The organism is Bradyrhizobium genosp. SA-4 str. CB756 (assembly GCF_000473125.1).
In the GTDB taxonomy this organism is placed as follows: Bacteria; Pseudomonadota; Alphaproteobacteria; order Rhizobiales; family Xanthobacteraceae; genus Bradyrhizobium; species Bradyrhizobium arachidis.
Genome location: NZ_KI421499.1, coordinates 5,990,592 through 6,009,868 on the forward strand (window position 1 = coordinate 5,990,592; position 19,277 = coordinate 6,009,868).

Annotated in this window: 11 protein-coding genes; 5 read left to right on the plus strand and 6 right to left on the minus strand. The window is 57.7% G+C overall.

The window, feature by feature from the left end; translation table 11 throughout:
• The first annotated feature begins 1,688 nt into the window (after nt 1-1,688).
• Nucleotides 1,689-3,026 carry an oxygen-independent coproporphyrinogen III oxidase gene (gene hemN, locus BRAGE_RS0129015; protein WP_027562767.1) on the plus strand — a complete coding sequence of 446 codons (1,338 nt, stop codon included), beginning with the start codon at nt 1,689-1,691 and terminating at the stop codon, nt 3,024-3,026.
• Nucleotides 3,027-3,371: 345 nt separating this feature from the next.
• On the opposite strand, the gene BRAGE_RS0129020 is transcribed toward hemN, so the two are convergent.
• On the minus strand, nt 3,372-3,938 hold the full coding sequence (locus BRAGE_RS0129020) for a hypothetical protein (RefSeq protein WP_231164265.1): 567 nt from the start codon (nt 3,936-3,938) through the stop codon (nt 3,372-3,374).
• A gap of 584 nt (nt 3,939-4,522) precedes the next feature.
• Nucleotides 4,523-4,750 (minus strand): hypothetical protein, encoded by a 228-nt coding sequence (locus BRAGE_RS56080; protein WP_167336469.1) that lies wholly within the window; start codon nt 4,748-4,750, stop codon nt 4,523-4,525.
• A 432-nt stretch (nt 4,751-5,182) separates the two neighbouring features.
• On the opposite strand from BRAGE_RS56080, the gene BRAGE_RS51790 reads away from it, so the two are divergent.
• Together BRAGE_RS51790 and BRAGE_RS54960 are read left to right on the plus strand one after the other, a co-directional pair.
• The gene (locus tag BRAGE_RS51790) at nt 5,183-6,586 is read left to right on the plus strand and encodes a carbohydrate porin (RefSeq protein ID WP_231164264.1); all 1,404 of its coding nucleotides are present in this window, start codon (nt 5,183-5,185) and stop codon (nt 6,584-6,586) included.
• 329 nt (nt 6,587-6,915) lie between these two features.
• Complete coding sequence (locus BRAGE_RS54960; protein WP_156950883.1) at nt 6,916-8,262, plus strand: hypothetical protein; 1,347 nt, start codon at nt 6,916-6,918, stop codon at nt 8,260-8,262.
• A 927-nt stretch (nt 8,263-9,189) separates the two neighbouring features.
• On the opposite strand, the gene nopM is transcribed toward BRAGE_RS54960, so the two are convergent.
• Complete coding sequence (gene nopM, locus BRAGE_RS0129045; protein WP_027562772.1) at nt 9,190-10,935, minus strand: T3SS effector NEL-type E3 ubiquitin ligase NopM; 1,746 nt, start codon at nt 10,933-10,935, stop codon at nt 9,190-9,192.
• Between the two features lie 741 nt (nt 10,936-11,676).
• Between nopM and BRAGE_RS0129050 the strand changes: the two genes are divergently transcribed.
• A complete protein-coding gene (locus BRAGE_RS0129050) occupies nt 11,677-13,515 on the plus strand; it encodes an NEL-type E3 ubiquitin ligase domain-containing protein (protein ID WP_027562773.1) in 1,839 nt (612 codons plus the stop codon).
• Nucleotides 13,516-14,373: 858 nt separating this feature from the next.
• Here the strand turns inward: BRAGE_RS0129050 and BRAGE_RS49620 are convergent.
• The 3 genes from BRAGE_RS49620 to BRAGE_RS54970 form a co-directional block, all read right to left on the minus strand.
• A complete protein-coding gene (locus BRAGE_RS49620; protein ID WP_051378106.1) occupies nt 14,374-15,993 on the minus strand; it encodes a methyl-accepting chemotaxis protein in 1,620 nt (539 codons plus the stop codon).
• 143 nt (nt 15,994-16,136) lie between these two features.
• Nucleotides 16,137-16,652, minus strand: a complete 516-nt coding sequence (locus BRAGE_RS54965; RefSeq protein WP_141263250.1) for a hypothetical protein — start codon at nt 16,650-16,652, stop codon at nt 16,137-16,139.
• A 1,032-nt stretch (nt 16,653-17,684) separates the two neighbouring features.
• Nucleotides 17,685-17,969 (minus strand): hypothetical protein, encoded by a 285-nt coding sequence (locus BRAGE_RS54970; protein ID WP_141263248.1) that lies wholly within the window; start codon nt 17,967-17,969, stop codon nt 17,685-17,687.
• A gap of 561 nt (nt 17,970-18,530) precedes the next feature.
• Between BRAGE_RS54970 and BRAGE_RS0129065 the strand changes: the two genes are divergently transcribed.
• Nucleotides 18,531-19,148 carry a J domain-containing protein gene (locus BRAGE_RS0129065; protein ID WP_027562774.1) on the plus strand — a complete coding sequence of 206 codons (618 nt, stop codon included), beginning with the start codon at nt 18,531-18,533 and terminating at the stop codon, nt 19,146-19,148.
• Nucleotides 19,149-19,277 lie beyond the last annotated feature (129 nt).

Genomic DNA, 19,277 nt, shown 5'->3' on the forward strand with positions numbered 1-19,277 from the left:
TTTCCAGTTGCCGGGAGGGTCAATGTCGGCGCGGCGCGCGAGCGGTATGAAGCGTACCTCCATCTCGTCCATGGCTTGCGCTGCCCTCTCATCTAGAGCGCAAGAACGCGGGAAGAAGAGCATCTGATGGGAGGCGATCGGGCACGCTCTCGCTACCCTGCGGATCGCGCAGGGGGCGCATTCGACTTCTTCAAGAGCGGCCGGGGCCTGGAAACTCTACTTCAATGTAGAACTGCAATGCCGCGCGTGTGTGTGGGTTACGTTCTCATGGAGAATGTCAGGGAAGATGATGTGCTGAGCGCCAGAAAGACGCAGGCAATTCTTGAGCGCATGGATGCAAAGGCGCGGCAATGAGCCGCCTCGGCCACGAAGCCGTCAAAATGTTGCGCGCGCTGCCGTTGAAATCAGCCGCGCCAATATACTCATCCTTTTACCGATGCCGAATGAGTTCGATGCCTTCGGCGTGGATAACAGAGCTTGGGTGGGGTGCCCACTCTCGACTGCTCGAGCTGTTTGGCGGCCATCTTCTTCAGGCCTGGCTAGGCTCAGCTCTCATTTTCGCGAGGAGAGCTCCAGGTTCGGCGGCCTACCGAACCACAAACTTCCTCGACCCGTTGTGAATGGACTGAAATGCCAGACCGCGAAGGCTACTTTCATGCAATGAACAGGCGCAAGATCATATCCCAGTCGGCTCCTGCTTGGCAGCTCCAGCTCGCAGCATCAGAACATAGTGACGGTCGGTCGAAACCTGACCAGGCCATCTATGTGAAGCTGAGAACTGCAGGTGCATCGCATCGATACGACGCCAATGCAGGCTAACGGAATAGATATGCGCGATCTGGCAGGGATCGATAGCTCCAAAGCCGATGTAAAAAGAAAACAACCCAGTTTGAAGCAGAATAGAAACTATCGCAGATAGTGTCTCGGCCGATTGCATCTGGCCGGGATTCGCTTGCCATCAGCAGGCGCCCAAAAGTCGTTGTGAGTTGGTGAGCTGCATTAGACAGCGACGACACGCCGCCGAAACAAGGCGCCCCGACGCACTTCGCCGGGGGGCTGAAAAGTGCGCTGGGGTCGCCCCAACACCATCAGTACATCCGTGATGATGCTCGTGGCAATGAGACAACCAGCGTGGCGGAATTGAGGCTTATGCGTTCGATACTAGAGATTAAGAATGGCTTCGTCGGCCGCGCTAAAGGACTTTGAATCGCACGTCGCGTCAGGTTTTGTACTATTGAGCTCCTCGCGCTCTCATCTAGCAAGCAACTTATCTTTTGTGTCACGCCGGCCTTTGACGGAGGCATCCGTCGAACTCTGTGAGTAACCAATCGGCTTTGCTTGAAGATCGAGAAGGCGAGCTGCTCTTGGTGAGACCTACAAGTCCCTGTGTCGGTCGCAAAAATGACGCGCCGTCAGCGGATGCGAACCGGCGTGCCCTCGGATGATCGATTGATCGCTCGCGCCGGCTCTCTAGCGGCTTCAACCGTACCCGGACGAGAAAATTCATACCTAAACGTCCAAATAATCGCCATCGAGCGGCTCTCACTCCTTGCTCTGCCCCTAAGCCGCGTTGGCAGTAACATCGAAAACGGGGCCAGATCTCAGAAACCACTACGTTTGACATAACGCAAAGACACAATTGACGGCATCGGTCAGCTTCATGCTGTTGAGCATGGGAAAGTTAAGTCTTGCAGACCTCCCTTCTAAACAAGTATTGCGATGCTCGCCTGCCTTGGTACACCATCTATCCAACCGTATCGGATTTCTCCGCGATGGTCGGTGCCAAGACTTGTGAGACATGGCTGAGGCGGCTGCCTCCCGACGAGCCCGTATCGCTCTACATCCACGTTCCGTTCTGTCGCTCTATCTGTTGGTATTGCGGTTTTCCTACAAGCCTCACGCGCGGCGAGCGACCGGTCCGCAATTACTTGGCAGCAGTGCGGGACGAGATACGCTTGGTCGCAGAGCAAGTGCCACGCGCTCTGCCGGTGCACGACGTGCATTTCGGCGGCGGGACGCCGACCACCATTGCACCGAGCGATTTTCTCGCCTTGATGGAATTCCTGCGCCAGTGCTTTGCGTTCAGTAAATCAGCTACCATCGCCATAGAAATCGATCCGCGTGGGGTCACGGCCGAGATGGTCGAAATGTTACAAGCGGCGGGGATCAACCGCGCGAGCATAGGCGTGCAAAGCTTCGACCCCGTGGTTCAAAGGGCGGTCAACCGAGTCCAGAGCGAGGTACAGACGGCTTCTGTCGTCGAAAGGCTTCGCCAGCATGGGATAAGGCGCATCAATTTCGACCTTCTCTTCGGACTGCCGCATCAGACGGTGCGGTCCTGTGTTGACTCCGCGCGAACGGCTCTAGCCATGCGGCCAGACCGGCTTGCGGTTTTCGGCTATGCTCACGTCCCCTCCTACATGAAACGTCAGCGCCAGATCGATGAGACGGCGCTGCCGGATAATGTCGCCCGCGCTGAGCAAGCCGCGGCCATTGCAGATACGCTGGTCTCGGCGGGCTACCGCCAGATCGGGCTCGACCATTTCGCCCTGCCCAATGACGAGCTCGCGCTGGCCCAGAAAGCTGGTCGGCTGCGCCGCAACTCTCTGGGCTATTCGGCTGATACCTGCAAAACCGTAATCGGCTTAGGTCCGTCAGCCATCGGCCGTCTGCGCGACGGTTACGTCCAGAACGAGATCGCAACGGCTTCCTATCACCAACACATTCAGGCTGGACGCCTGGCAACCTCAAAAGGCTGCTGTCTCACCGCCGAAGATCGCCTCCGCGCAGCAATCATCGAGCGTCTGATGTGCGATTTGCAGGCCGACGTACCAGCGATCTGCGCTGCTCACGGATTTGATCTGATTCCTCTTCTCGGTTCGGCCCACCGCCTGGGAATGCTTGCAGAAGATGGGGTAGTGGACATTGAAGAGGGATTAATTCGGGTCAAGCAGGAGCACCGGTTTGTCGTTCGCGCTGTTGCTGCCGCGTTCGACACTTATCTCGACCGCATCCCTATTAACTAAGCCACGCATGTGAGCAGATCCCAAACTTCTAAGCTCTTCGCGGGGGCTATCCGAAGAAGCCATCGGGCGGGCACGCGCCAGATTGGCGTGATTGGAAGAGAGCTGATTTAAAGGAAAGGCGCAGCATTGCCCGCTCAGGGCCACCGCTCGATCATGCGGAAAGTGCTCTGCACCACCCGCCCTGAAGTGCTCTCGATGATAGTGACGGCCTCACTACATGCCGCTGGAGACGACGGCGCCCGCATAAGCTCCGGGTATTTTACGGCCGGAGGCAGCTTTGCGACCCTACGGGCCACTTCATCGAGCACAGTTGGAGACTCGACCACGCCTGCCGCGTCTCAGACCTCAAGGCTCGGCTGCCTTCGGTGCGGCGATCACCGGCGCGCCTCCGACGGAAACAGGTCCCTGTGGTTTGGATCGCCTGAAGCGTTTCCTGGCGACGCTCGAAGCAGCCCGGGCTGGCGACAAAGGAGGCTCGGAAGCAGAAGGAACAGTTGTTAAACTCTGCAGCGAATCGATCCGCGAAGCCAGAATGGTGATCTGATCCAGGATCCCTTTGAGGTCATCCCGCTGAGCGTTGATCCGGCTGTTGAGTACTGCGATCTCATCTGCGGTTTTCTGCTGTGCCCACTTTATCTCAAACAAGGATGCCCTGTCCTCCAGTGACAGGCTCATCGTTGAAGCTTCCGGCGTCTCGACGAAGGCTTCTAGGTTAGCCCAAAGCCAGGCGCCAGCAGCACACGAGCCAACGAGGACAAGCGGGAGCACCAAAACCGGGAGGATCCGTCTTGGCCCGCGCAAAAGCGGCCGCAAGTCTGAAGCGGCCGCTTGATCCATCAAGTCCATTGTCCCTCGCTCAAGATCCCATTCCAGCAGTCTTGTTTCGTCGACGCGATAGGCTGCGATGCTCACGCACTCCAGGAGCTGCGAGCGTCGACAATAAATCAATCTTGCCGAGCCTCCTGATCGGCCACCCTGCTCCTATGAAACGCTGCTTCTTGAGGAACGCAACGCGACAATTTGAGCGCGTCCTCCATGATAGCGTCACCAGCGAGCAACGGTGCTCATCTTCGCCGGCGATGGCGCAGCCGTTTCTCACCATTCAGGAGAACCTAGGCGATTTTCTTACCCGCGGCACGAATGCAAACCGTCCACTCATTCCTGCAGAGTGTTCGGTGAAGCCCCTCTTGCCGGACAGCAACCTCATCCGGGGCGGCCACGGCTGATCGGCCAAGCGGCAATGGCCGATTGGAACGGCAAGCACTGTACCTGGTCAACTACCAATTTCGGCAGATTGTTCGAGATGACGGGCTCGTGGCAAGGATGACCAACGAACGCCGCGTACGTCAAGGATTCGGATGCAGGATGGGTTGTGCCGCGCTCACGGTAGCCAGCAACTGTTCGCCGATACTCGCCAAAGCTGCTCGATAGCTGATTCCTCCGGTCTCCTGGACCATCACTATGGATGTTGCGGTGAGGTTGGCGCGCGAGCAAGTTCAAGCCTGGCTATTGTCTTGTGTTTCGCTGAGAACGATACCGCGAAAGCGCTTCGTGAATCCAAGCTTCTTGCACGGAGAGCCTTGCTTGCCGGTCGCGGCCGCTTCGTCCAGAAAGCCGCCTTCGATGCAGACGCGCGACACCGCCAGACTCACAGTGAGCAGGGCGGACATTCGCAATGTTTTCTTGGCCAGGACAGCAAGCCCCCGCGCGCTCGTCGTGAGCATTTGCCGAGCCAGCGCCCTGCTCTGGCCCTCGGCGCACCGGCCTTATGCACCAGAAAAGTTTCGGACCAGATCATCGTCGTGCCACGGGGTGAGAGGTTCAGGAAACCTGAGTGGTCCTCTTCGGATAGATCGTGTTCTGGCTCGTCCCCCTCGCCCTCGGACGCGCAAACGCCGGGAGCTCACTCTGGCCAATCAGGCCGCAGTTCAATCTATTCATCTCCGGCAGACATTGACCCGAAGTACGCCACGCGTGATTGCCTACTTGCGACGAGCTCGCCTCGGACACACTCGGCTACGGCAGCACTTTCGTTCAATTTGAAATACAGGGGAAAGCAATTTTGGCTTGTTATCGCGCTTTCGCTAGCGGCTTGTCTCGTCGGCAATTCCGTACGGGCACAAACCGCTAGTAGGTTTGATCCGAGTAGCTACTCCGTGGATCAGGCCGGCAAAAGAGGAAAGACCCCCGATCGGGCCGCAAGGCTCCCGATCGACCTGATCCGTCAGGAAATCCGCCCTTCTGCCTCGGCTCCAGCAGCAGGTCTCGGATTGCCTTTCGAGAAGCGCGGCAATGCGGGCAGGGGTGCTCAGACGAGACCGCAACAGACGATCGATCCCTTCGAAAGGTACGACAAGCTGCGTGAAAAAGGGTTGTGGTTCAACATACCTGGCCCTGCGGACACGATTGATCAGGACAAGGACGGCGTTAGATCGGCGCTGGCAGATGTCGGCATCGGCTACATCGGCTGGACACACAACAGCTTTGTAAACAACCAGCTGCCGAATGCGGCCAGAAGCGCTATCGCAAACCAGCTCTATATGGGCCAGAATCCGACCTTCGCGTCGGTAAACCTCATGATCGTCACCTACGATCTCAGCCGGTTTGGCATTGCCGACGGACAGATTGTCGTAGGAGCCGAGCAGCAATACTGGACGTGGGATCGCCCGGGACCAGATCGAGTAGGAATCAATACGCTCGCCTACTACCAGACTTTCTTCGACAGGACGCTAGAACTCAAGCTTGGCTACCTCAGAAACCAAAATGAGTTCACCGGCACATTGTTCGGAGGGATTACAGGATCGAACATGTCTGCCTTGTTCCAGGCAGGGATGAGCACCAATGCTACGCCGACGCCGGCGGTCAACTTGAAGTACAATTTTGACGATCGCTTGTACAACAAGGTTTCCGTCCAGCGCTCAATCAGTCCAGATGGTGCCTATTCCCACATAATCGAGAATCCCACCGGCCTGACCTGGAGCACGGCCAATGCAGGCACCCTTCTCGTTGACGAAGCCGGCTACAAGAGCAAGTCGGCTCCCGGCGTACCCGAGACGTGGCTGCGGGCGGGCGTTGGTTTGAACAATAGCCGCTACACGAATTTGGCGGACCCCAAGCATCAAAGGGAGACTGGGAATCATTTTCACTACATCGCTGCAGACAGGCAGCTCTGGCAGAGCGACGCCCTTGGGTTGCCGTCTCGCGGCATCTATGGCGGCTTCTCTATTATGGGAGCTCCGCCTGACCTCAACAGGATCAGCCAATATTACGAGCTTCGTCTTTATGCGAAAGGGCCTTTTGATAGCCGGCCGAGTGATCTGATTGCGATCGTTGCTAGCAAGACGAACTGGAGCAAATTTGCGGTGGATGCTGCTCTCGCTAAAGGCCAGCTTGCGCATCGTGATACCACGGCAATTACCGGAACATATACCGCCCGTCTTGCTCCGGGAATATATGCAGGCGTGGGATTATCATACATTCATAACCCCACAAGCATCACGCACACGCCCCAAACGGAACACGCGCTGAATCTGTTGGTATCCACGTTGATATTCTTCTGATCATCCCAAGCGCCCTTCTGCTCCCACCTTCTCGTGACGCATGGGACCTGAGCTTCGCGATTTTTTTGAAAGGATCGGCCGCATCTGCGTCAGACGAGCCGGTTAGGTCGATATAAGGGGACGCCAGCTAAAAGGATAATGGAAAAGCATGTCGTTAGTTCTCCAGGGAAATCGGGCGGATTGTTGAGGAGAGGCTGGTCCCGAGCGCCGGCATTTCCGGGTTTGGCGCGCGCGAATAACCTCCCGTACGAAACCATGGCCAGGTCAGGTTCTCGAAAGCTTGGCCGACTAGGCAGACCTATTCAGGTGATCCTGGAGGTGAGGTTAGCGTGGACCCGCAAGATTTTGACCCATTTCATGTGCCAGCTTGGTCGCAGGTGCAGCACGCCGACTCGCAAGAGCCGCAGACCAGCCAGGCCGGACAAGATCGTTTTGAGCAGCACTTGGCGGAGGCAAGCCAAGCCGATCTCGCTCCCGTCGGCGGTGGGGGCTTCTACCCCTATCTATCTACAGAAGACCGGGATCTGATCGGCAGGGCGATTGCTCAATATACGGCTCAGAAGAACCCACAACCGAACACGGTCAAGCTCTATACTCAGGCACTTCGTCGGCTGGCGAATGATCTCCGCGACCGTGGCCAAACGACTGATCTAAGGGACCACCAGTCCCTGGTGAATCACCTAGATACTTACTTTCCGAAGAATGCCCGCATGAGGACAGGCGTAAACGTGCTTCGTGCGTATCATGATTCCGGTTATTCGGTTTCTCGCGGGCGACCGCGCGTGCTCCCCTCAGCGAGAGCAGCGAAAAGACAGAGGAGGCTGAACGATCTGGAAGAGGTTTTGGTATACCGGCAACGGAGAGCAAGCGCCGCTTCAGGAGGAAGTGGCGGAGCAATGCCGGTCGCCTCAACGGGCGTCAGAATCCCGGGGGCCGTCGACCGGCGGCCTCTTTACCCTGAGGATGCTCCCATTATCTTGGGGCTTGAGGAGGCCCTCATTGAGGTCGGGATGCCCGCCCTGACTGCGAAGCAGCATGCAAGTTCTCTGATTGGCTTTAGCCGTTGGCTCTTCGCAAAAAACAAACCAAGCATTGTTGCTCGGTTGGACGGCAAGTCGCTGGGCGATGGCGGTGACGTGCGCGGTGATGGTAACAGACTCGCTAGAGCATTAGAGCATCTGCGGACCTTTTGGTCGACGGGGATCGTCGCGCCCATCGTGCGTCCAGGGCGCAATCGAGCTAAGCTCGATCCTTCCGCCCAGAACGCTGCTCTCATCAATCTAGAAGTTGCGGTACTGACGGAACCAACACGCATCGATGGCGCCGCAGCGCAGCACCTCGCGTCGCACGAAGCTAATCGGCAAGAGGAGCATCAGGAGGGGCACGACAATCAACCCGTGCCATCGGCTCTCCTCGAAGGACAGGGCGCGGTCGATCCAGAGCAGCTTTCTCAGGAGCAGCTTCGGCGCGTGCTGGACCATCTTGATGACCAAGCTATCCCCTTGCCGGTTTCCCTGCCTTCAGAGGATCTGCAGCAGTTGGAAAAGGACTTACGTAACGAGCTTCAACGGCAAAGGGAGGATCCCCCAGGGCCCTCGTTTTCCATTGATCCAGCAGAGTTTTCCATCGATCCAGAGCAGTTCTCCGGAGGAATTTCGGCGACTGCTCGAGGATGAAGACGCACTGGCGCTCACCGAGGGGCGAGAGGATCAACCCGCCACCCCGGCTTTCATCCAGGAGCAAGTCGCATTCGATTCGGAGCAGCTCCTTCAGGCAGATCTTCGGCGAGTACTGGATCATCTCGATGATCAACCCGGCCCGTTGCCAACCTCGGTTGCCCCAGAGGAGCTTCAGCAACTGGAAGAGCACTTGCATGACGCGCTTCACGGACCACCGGACGATCACTTGGCCCCTTCGGTCTCCATTGATCCAAAAGACTTTACTTTCGATCCAGAGCAATTCCCTTCATGATGAATAAACAGAGGAGCTTTGCGAGGGGCGAGATGATCAACCCGCCCCGTCCGCTTTGGTGCAAGGGCACATAGCAACCGACCCAGAGCAGAGTTCTCACGAGCGACCTTAAGCAAGTGCTGCAGGGTAGCGCACCCTATCGATCGGGTTCACACCGCGCTTCCATTGAGAGACTGTCGCTCGCGAAATCTCCCGAGCGGAGGGTCTGACTGCGAGCAGCGGAGGAGCCAACGAAGCAAGCACGGCCGTCGAGTCAGGCATGCATTCACGCCCCACTTCTGCGATCTGCACCGGTTGGGTGCATGGCCGGTCAAGCGCCGCGTGATAGAACGTCTCGCGCGAGCTGACCGTCGAGCAAATCGGAATTTGCAGCCAATCTAGCTTGTTCTGTCAACTCGGGGATAGACGCGTACGCGCAGGCGTCCTTCGCTTTGCTCCAACTCGCCTTCGATGGAGCTCTCGTCCCGAAGCGGCTTCAACCGGGCCTAGATACAGCCTCGCCTGGCAGGCGGGAATTTTCGTCACTCGGCAAGGCCGAAAGGCTCTCATCGACGGCAGCACACTTGCCAAGGCGCAAAAGCACCTTGGCAGCGAAGAGCAATAGTAGATATCTCTGCCGCGGTTCGGGAGCCTCATAGTTCGAGGCCACGCTCTGCGAGCACACGGTGCATGACCTCGCGTTTGATCCCGCCAGCGATCTCGTTTCGGACTTGGGCTCCGAGCACCCGCTCGGCATCCGGATCGCCCAGAAGATCACGCTCGGCCAGTCGCTGATCCAAGCGGGTTTGAAACTCCTCGCCCATGGCTTCGACCAGCCGATCTTGCATCGCTGCATGTTCGTCAGGAGCCATGCGCCTCAGCACCGTCTCCCAGGGTTGCCAGCGGCTTGCCATGTAGTCGATGAACTGGCTTGCTTCCTGCTGCTGAACTAGCTCAAGCGCCTCCGTGGCATCGTCCTCGCTGACGTGAGAGACCGCCAGGAAGCGCATATCAGGGGCCAAATGACTGAGCTCCAGCGGCTCGCGCAGTCGATGTTGATAGGCCAGGTAGACTTCGATGTCGTCTACGTCTGGGTTGCCGCTGGCGAGCGACTTGACCCTGTCGCGCGCAATCCCGTCCAACGCCTCCAAGCGGAAGGCGAGACGGCCGCGCTGGATCAGATCGCCAAGCCGATCGTCGTATACCCCGTCCTCGACATCAGCGTTGAGGCGCGCGGTCTGCATACCATTCCAGTGCAAGGTGACACGATCCTCGCAGCTTGCGTTGGCCTCGGAAGCCTGTGCGAAAAATTGCTCGCGCAATGTCGGATTGGCGGCCGCCTGCCGTAGATCATCGGCCACCGCCTGCCGAAACTCGCCATTGCCATAGTTCACGGTGCCTCGTAGCCTCTCCAGGAACTGTGCGTAGTCTTGGGCGCCGGGCTCATCCGTGAAGTGCTGCCATTCGGCCAGTGTTTCCGGGTCGTCTGCGAGCCAGTGTGCGGCAGCCTCATGCAGGGATTGCTGCGCAAGCTGCGGTGGCGCTTCAGCCGCCGCCGGATGAGCGAGGACGTCGTCCGGCAGCGCGTTATTCGCCAATTCAAGGCTCTCCAGATGCGGGTAGTTGAGACTATTATGCGGGACAACAGCATCTAAAAGACCTTCAGGCAGGCTGGTCAGCCGGTTACCGCTGACATTGAGTGATTGCAGCGTGCTCGGAAGAGAGTCGGGAAGGCTGGCCAATTGATTGCCGCTGACATTGAGTTCAATGAGCCACGAGGGGAGGAACTCCGGGAGGTTGGTCAGCTGATTGCCACTGACCGCAAGCGAGGTGAGCCCGTTCGGGAGAGCGTCGGGCAGGCTGGTTAGCCGGTTGTCATTTGCGTTCAGGATCTCGAGCCCGGCCGGAAGGTTTGCCGGCAGACTGGTCAAGCTGTTGTCAGCGACCTCCAGCTGAGAGAGGGTCACCGGAAGATCGTCCGGCAAACTCGTCAAGCGATTATGGCTAATTAGAAGACGCTGGAGACCGGGTGGGAACATAGCGGGCAGACTGCTTAGCTCGTTGTGCCTGGCGCGCAGCTCCTGCAACCTTGGCGGCAGGGCGGCGGGCAGACCGGTCAGCGAGAGCGAGGACAAATCCAGCGAGCGCGAGCTTGTGTTATCCGAATTCCTGATTCGTCTCCGCCCTTGTCGCCTATTCTCGGCTTCGCCCTGCCCCTCTTCGGCAACCCAATTGTCCACGATCTGCGCGCGCGCGGAGGCTGGGGTCTGATACCCAGTCAAGGTTTCGACCAAATTCGCCACGGCACGATTGAAGCCGCCGAGGTACCTTTCCTGGTCCGCGTCTTCAGAACGCGCCGAGGAAGAACCTGCACTCCACTGTGCCTGTCCCGTGTTCATCAATTTCTCCATCCTCAGAACAAGAATACCACCGCTTCTCAAGCTCGCGAAGCAGGTGGTTGCGCACCGCAATGATCATTCGAGAGCCGGTGCATGTGCACTGCGGCTCCCGCCCGACTTAAGTGGGCGCAGGTTCACACGAGCCCGACCGCGGCCAATGGATCGATAGTGCTGCGAGCTTGCTTTCCTTTCGTTGACCAGATAAGTCCGGTAGGACAGCCAACGGGGCAGCGTATCTTCTGCCGTTAGCAGGCCTACCTGTCGATCAGCTGACGAGTGTCGCTGCAGAACTTCAGAGCTGCGCACTTTGCCAATGATGAGCGAAGCAATCCAACTTGCGAGTGAGCCCGTCAAGAAGATCAGCTCGACACCGACTGCCTAGGCATCTGAGAGGGGCGCCGTGATCCTGGCCGTTCGGACCGCCTGAGGCCTGTCGTTTCCAGCTACTCGGCCGAAACGGCTCCGCTGGCCGCCGTTGAGATAAAGCTCCATCGCGGCTCTGGGACTCTATACCGAGGCCGCTGCCGCCTTGGCATCCGCAGAAACGTGTTTGCTGGAGATAACTATCCTCGGCCGAGATCGAGTCACTGTTCTGAAATCATCGTACCGACAGTCATGCCGGCTTCGCGCATCGTTGCCACCTTACGGTGATAGTCTGTCAGCTTATCGAAAGCTAGGTGTCTTAGGTCCTAGAGCATGTCACCATGGACTGAGTCTGCTCAGTCTCGTAAAGAGGGCGAGATGGATCCGTTTGAGGCAGGACAGAGTCAGCGCGGCGGTGGCATCTCTTCTACATCTTCCGGACAAGAACGCGGGGAAAACGAAGCGGCGGCACAGTGGAACGCGGTCGTGACAGGCCACGCAGCTAACTCCGGAAATTCTGCCCACACAGAGGACGTTGAAGGCGAGGTGCTTGAGAATTGGGCTGCTGAACCGGAGGTAGGCCCGCTCGAGGATCGGGAAGAAGCGGTGCGCCGAGTGAATGCTATCGGTGAGGCCATTACACTGGATCTTGAATCGCTGTCCCTTACAAGCCTCCCTAGACTTCCGAGCGCTATCGTCGTGCTTGATGTGCCCTTCAATCGGCTGACCACTCTGCCCGATAGCCTCCCTGCTTCGCTCCGGCGCCTTGACGTTAGGAGTAATCAGCTGACCAGCCTGCCCGCACTTCCAACCGAGCTCAGAGGCCTCGACGCGAGCTCCAACCGGCTGAGGAGCTTGCCTGAGGTCCTACCTGCTGAGCTCGAGCTTCTCGGCCTCAGCCACAATCAGTTGCAGGATCTGCCCGAGGTCCTCCCTGCTTCGCTCCAGTTTCTCTACGCCAACCACAATCAGTTGACGAATCTGCCAGAGGAACTTCCTGCTACGCTCCGGTTTCTCGACGTCAGCGAAAACCAACTAACACGTTTGCCGGAGGCCCTCCCCGATTCACTGGAGTTTCTCGACGCCAGCCAAAACCAGTTGACGAGTCTGCCCGAGGACCTGCTGACGCAGTTAGGCGTTAGTAGCAGGATAGTTCTGACTGACAATCCGCTGCCCGAGCAAGTGCTGGCGAACCTGGATACAGTCCTTCGCGCCGATGATTATGTCGGTCCGACCGTCTACCTTTCGCGCGATGACGAAAGCGAATTGTCCGGTGAATTGTCCGGGACAGATGATGGACAGGCCGATGCTCTCATTGAAAGGGTCGCCGACTGGCTCCGGTGCGATCCACAGGAGGGCGATCGGAAGGTGCTGGCAGCTTGGCGGAGCGTTTCTGAAGAGCCGGGCGCCCGTGAATACGCGCTCTTTCTTGGCAAACTGTTCGATTCCGTGAACTCTGGGAATGAAGAATTCCGGCAGTCGGTGGCCAACGATCTGCGGCAGGTGGCGCAAGACCCGGAATTGCGTAAGCGGTACTTCCAACTGGCTCTGGATGCCAACCAGAGCTGCGAGGATCGCAGAACTTTGACCTGGAACGGCATGCAGACCGCACGGCTCATCGCAGAGGTCGAGAACGGCGCCTATAACAACAAGGCCCGGCTTCCCGATCTCATCGATCTGGGGCGGGTCATGTTCCGCCTGGACGCGCTGGACAGAATTGCGCGCGAGAAAGTTCACGCGCTAGGCTCGGGCAACAACGTCGAAGACATCGACGCCATTGAGGTCTCTCTTGCTTATCAAAATAAGCTCCGCGAGCGGCTGGGACTGCAACACGTCGCCCCGAATATGCGTTTCTTTGAGGTTTCCGGTGTGACCGACGCTGACGTTGACAGCGCAGAGACATCCGTGCGCAACCGAGAGGCGGCGGAATTCGCCGACTATTTGGCGGTGGACTGGCAACCCTGGGACGACGTTGTGAGTCGCATCGCCCCCGAAGACCACACCAGGGCGCACGACCAGCTCCTTGCTGCAATGGGCACGGAGTTCCACAGCCGGCTGCAGCAACAGCTCACCGACAAAGGTTTGATCGGGGTCGAAGCTGACCTTGTCGAGGATGCCAAGCGAGAGTTGGGCGCCGCAGTTCGCAAAGAGATCGCCCGTGAGATCAAGGGGGCTCTCAGAGATAAGGTGCTCGATGAGCACGGCCTCACCCTATGAAGCGGCCTAGCCGTATTAGAGCAGCTTCCGGCCCGGTCACTCCTAGGTCGTCCTCAACCCGAATCGTTGTCTCAGCTCGCCGATGTATGCCAGGCGGGCAGCTCTGATCGTCTCTTACCCTGGATGCAGGCGAGCGGCGGCGAAATGGCAATCCGCTAGTTCCTATCGGATTCCTGGGAGTTGCCACCATCGTAATGATCGCCTGGCTTGCAGCGATAGTTTGGGCGAATTGAAGTTGATCGCAAGGATTCTACGGTAAGCACCAAGAGGCCGGAGGAAGATTTCGCAGGCCTCTCCGTCCATTTCATTATCCGGATGTATGAGTTCATTCGTGATCCCGTGGCGACGGATGCGACAGCGGGCACACCGCTTGTTGGAATTCCGGCGAGGCATCGCGCCGACAGTCTGCTTGCTGAGATCAACCGCAGTGGACTTGTAGGCCTATCCATTGGCCGCCCTTGTAGGTGAAAGGCCAGCCGAGCTGATGGCGACCTGAACGCATTCCGGCAGGTTCGGTTTCTTTCGATCGAAGCCGCCGGAGCCATCAAGACGTACAGTAACAGATGTCGCTTAACCAAGTTCGGAGCTGCCGCGAACGTGTTCCACCGCCGCATCTAGCTTTGACTTCGACCTGACGAAAAGCGGCAATCATCCCATTCATAGGTGCACTCATTCCACGCAAAGTGGCGCTTTGCACGAGATGGAGTACCTATTGTCGGCAGCTGCTGCCCTCAAGCCCTATTGGGACTCTTGTCCGTCGGTCGCGCCCCCGAGAGGTCGGCGTCGAAAATACATCCGACCAAGATAAAGGAACATTGCGCACTGGAGCAGCGCTTCTTCAAAAGCGTCAAAGCTTTGCTAAGCTTCCGCTACCCTGGCCAGGAATCTCTGCACTTCCAGCTTCAGACGATTGCTATCCTCAGCTAGGGACCTGGCAGCGGAAAGCACCTGCGTTGACGCGGTGCCCGTCTGATCCGCACCTCGATTGACTTCGGCGATATTCGTGGCGACCTGGGTCGTACCAATTGCCGCCTGCTGCACATTCCGGGCAATCTCTTGGTTTGCAGCGCCTTGTTGTTCCACAGCAGATGCGATGGCCGAGCAACTTTCTGAGATTCGGCCAATAACACTAGTGACTTCTTTGATGCTTGCCACCGATTCCTTGGTGGATGACTGAATTCCACAAATCTGATCACTTATCTCCTTGGTCGCCTTCGCGGTCTGGTCCGCTAACATTTTGACTTCTGATGCAACAACCGCGAACCCGCGCCCAGCGTCTCCGGCGCGGGCAGCCTCGATTGTCGCGTTCAAGGCCAGGAGATTTGTTTGAGATGCAATTGTGTTGATGAATTGGATGACGTCACCGACCTTGCCGGCGGCCTCGGAGAGAGACAGAACGCGCTTGTCAGCGCTCGCGGCTGTTCGAACGGCTTCACTGGCAATACGAGCTGACTCTTGGACTTGCCGACCAATCTCATTTACGGAAATCGACACTTCTTCTGTGGCCGATGCAACGGACTGAACGTTCGCGGACGCCTGTTCGGAGACCGACGCTACAGCGGTCGAGAGTCGCTGTGTCGATTCGGCAGTCTTTGCCAGTGAGCGAGCCGACGCTTCCAGTTCTGTGGACGCCGAGGAAACGGTTTCGACAATTTCCCCGATGGCCACGTCGAACGCATCTGCAAGCCCGCGCATGTCTGACTTTCGTTGCTCAGCAGCGATACGATCATGAGCAAGTTTGGCTTGGGTTTCCGCCTCCGCCTTCTCGGCCGACCTCACCTTGAACCTTTCGACCGCATTCGCGATTTCCCCAATTTCGTCCTTGCGACTAAGACCTTGGAGTACAACATCGAAATTGCCCTCGGCCAGCTCGAGCATCGATGCTGTCAGATTCCGGATCGGGCTGCTAATGCTGCGCGAGGTAAACACAGCGAGGAGGACACCCAGCAGCAAACTGAGAGCGCCAAGGATCAAGGCTATCATCACACCCAATCCAAGGTCATCTTCCGCCTTTAACGCAGTGGCTCTCGAAGCCTTCTCGTAATCAATCGCGAGCGGCTCTGAGAGTTCGTCGACCCGACCACCGGCCGCGAGTGCGGAACTTACGGCCGATTTCGCCGCGGGCGTATCTAGCGCGCTATTTCTTCCTCTAAATTCCTTCAGTCCGAGCGCCTTCGTTTCATCGTCCTCGATGGCTCTTTTGAGATCCAGCACTCGCACCCGGCGTCCTAAGTCCTTGGTGTCGGCAGCGAGATCCTCAAGCCGCGCAAATGTTCGCCTATAGGTGTCTGCGGCCTTCTCCCAATGCGACGGATCATCGGTTGCCAAGGCCATCCATACATGCATCCGAGCTTCAAATACTTGCTTTTCGATGCGCTCATCTTCGGCTACGTGGTCTTTTTGGCGAACCACAGTCGCCAACAATCCGTTCGCGCTCCGGGAGGTATGGATCGAGTAACCGACAATTGCAACGGACATCAGAAGAAGCGATCCAAACCCAGCTATCAATCGACCGGTGATTTTGATGTTTGTGAACACTTGTTGTGGCTCTCTGCTAAAGGGTGGTCGTCTTACCTCGAATGTACTTCAGCGATCCCATCGTAAAACGAGGAACGTCAGCTCTAAAGGCTGGCAGATTTTCGTTTGGCGAGAGCAAGCTCTCGCTCGATTAGATCGAGATCCGCTTCCAGCCTGGCCCCAGCCGACGAATCGGCCATCTTATGTATGAGCGCTCGTATCTGACGATGGTTCTCCTCCAGCGTGGCAATCGCATGCGCGATCGTGAGCTTGGCGTTGGCGCGGGCGGCTTTGAGCCGCTGATTTTCACCTCGACCGGAATCACATGCTATTGCGAACGGCGCTAATGGCGCGTCACGCTTAGCAATCGCCATCGTTTGCATTGACTCAGTGCGCCGCATGGGCGCACCAGGTCGACGAAACTTCACGACATTGAGCATTTTGAACCTCGACCAAAGTGACTCAAAAATACGAGTGTCGCCGTCATGCGAATGGTTCTGCGAATAACTCGACCACATGCGCAGCGGCTGCGTGTTCGCTCCGGTTGTAAGTCGGCCGAAGTTAACAAATTTCTTTAAATGCAGGTCGTCCGCTTTGCGCGCATCAACGACTGACCGCATACTTCGTTTTAAATTGCAGGGTCCACTGGCAACACGAACGTTGAATTACCGCGCCCGCAACCTGAGCTGCGCAGAAAATCTTCGTGGCTTGCGACAAATCGCAGTCAAAACGCATTAGAGTATCTCCGAGCATGTACCACGTGGGTTTGAGCGGTTAATCCAGCCACCGACGAGCCCGCAAAAAATTATTGCATTGCCGACAGGCAGTCGACGAAGGGGCATTGAGTTGACCGAGATCCAACGGCCCGGCTGCCCCTCATCGTCGGCGCCCGCGCCGCATACCGCGCGGCATCCAACCCTATGTCTCTCGATATGACTTCTTACTGCGGGGAAGCTGGGCGTTTCGGCATCCGATGATGAGACGGTGCAAGCAGACGTGTAGGCAATGGGGCACTTGTACATGACAGACGCAAAGGTCCCCGGGGATCGCTGCGAACCGGTCTTTCCGGATGCAAACCAGTTGTTTTGACGGGTTGCTGGCCGAAAGCGCCTCGCAGGCCGATAGCTGCGCCATCCTCTATTGGGTTCCTACTCTGGACCGCCGGATCACCGCAGATACTGATCTGCAAATAGAATGCGGGCGGACGGCGCGACAGGCGAACGCGACGCCCTCGGATCATGGTGACCTTCTATTGGGCAGGGCTAGCGGCGGCAACGATGATTGTCGCCGTCAAGCCGCAGAGGAGGTGCGCAGGCTGGAGGAGAGTTGGAACCGATCATGGGCTTCGACCTAATGACGGATTCGCCCGATTGCAATTTCTCGTCCTGAGCGCGGTCGCTCTCTAGAATGGTAGAGCTGTTTCTTACAAAAGCATGAGGTCCAGGCTCTGCAACTTTTCGGGCAAATACAGTTGCGCTGCCGAAAGCCATCGCCGCCACTGCGGGCCGGCAGCGCCGAATGCGCATAGGGTGCAACTCCGACAACAGGCGGGTTTTACTCATGCACGATGTCTGAAATGCTCTTCTGCCCGATCATTCAGGACGGATATTCGCTGACTGATCGGCACGATTATTTCATCTCGCTTGTTTGGCTCATGCATTCCAGTACCCGACGACGGCATAATCGAGATCCAATTTCTTATTCACGGTGCATGTCCCGTCGTCGCAAGCCGCCAAAAGCGCCAGGGCTCGAAAACCGTTGTCCAAAGGCGACATCGCCGCGCTGGGTGACGCTTCGGCACACGATGCTTTGAGGCAATTGGCGATAAATCGGTGTTTTATAGGATCCGGCTGCACCGACCCGCGCCGCAAACGAATTGCCTCGACATAGCCATTTAGAGCTGCATCCGGGACGTGGACCAGCGCTTTGCCACGCACCTCCTACAATCCCGGCTGCCGTGCCAGTGCCAGCACCCACCTGCCCTAACAGTGCGAATCGTTCGAACTTTGCTGGGTCGGCTGGTGAGCAGGGGGGCTTTGTCAGCGGCGGGCGGGTACTGTGAGTTGCATTGACCCGCGAACGAGCGGGGCCGAATTCCCTTCAGATCGCGACATTGCGCCTTCTGTTTCGCTACGAAGACGGAAGACTTTTCGAGCTTCTAAACAAAATTAAGAAGACGCCGCTCGCGTTCCTCGCTGCGCAGATTACCGCCGAGCATTGCCCTTCGCTGGATCTTTGAGAGTATTCGCACCGGTCCCATTAAAGACGTCCGTGTGCAGAACCCGACAGCAAATTGCGATTGAGCTAATCTGAAATCGCAAAGAGATGATGGTCTGAACCAAGCTCGCGCGTCTTGGCATGTCCATTGCTAGGAAATGCCTGTTACATCATGCGACTGACTGGACGCAAAGGCCGAGTCAGACCCGGCGTGCCGTCCAAACCAAGTCTCTAGCATAGAAGCGGCGCTGTAACTGCCGCTGCGCCAATGGAGCCAGGTCATGTTGATCGACACGTCCGAAATCTTCGACTCCATTCGCATCAATAAGCAGGAAGCGCAGGAGCGACAGCCCGCGGCGCTATGCGAATGGCCTGGCTGCCAGAACAAGGCTACCCATCCCGCGCCCAAGGGCCGCGACAATGCGCGCGCCTATTGGCACTTCTGCATCGAGCATGTTCGCAAATACAATCAGTCCTACGATTTCTTCTCGGGGATGGACGCCGAAGCGGTCGCGCGCTACCAAAAGGACGCGCTGATCGGCCATCGTCCGACCTGGAAGATGGGCGAGAACATCAGCGCACACAAAATGACCGGCAGCACTGTTAATTTCGAGGACGACTGGCATACACTCTGCACGCTCGCCGAGCTGAACGGACGCGGCGGCGCCCGCCACCGCCCGAAGGCCAAGGCTGAGGCGCGTAAGATTTTCAATGGCGAGGGCAAAGCATTGCAGGTGATGGGTCTGAATGCCAATGCGACGCTCGGCGAGATCAAGGCGAAGTACAAGGCGTTGGTCAAGCAGCACCATCCCGATGCCAATGGCGGCGACCGCTCCACGGAGGATCGCCTGGTCGAGATCATCAAGGCCTACCAGTACCTGAAGACCGTGGTGCGCTAGAGCTCGCCCGTACATCTCAGCGGGCCTCAACGGCGCATCGGAAGTGGAGGACAGAACCATCCAGAGCTTTGCTCTGGCTACGCGGGCAGTTTGACTTCCCTGCCCTAACGCTTTCCGGTGACCATGGCG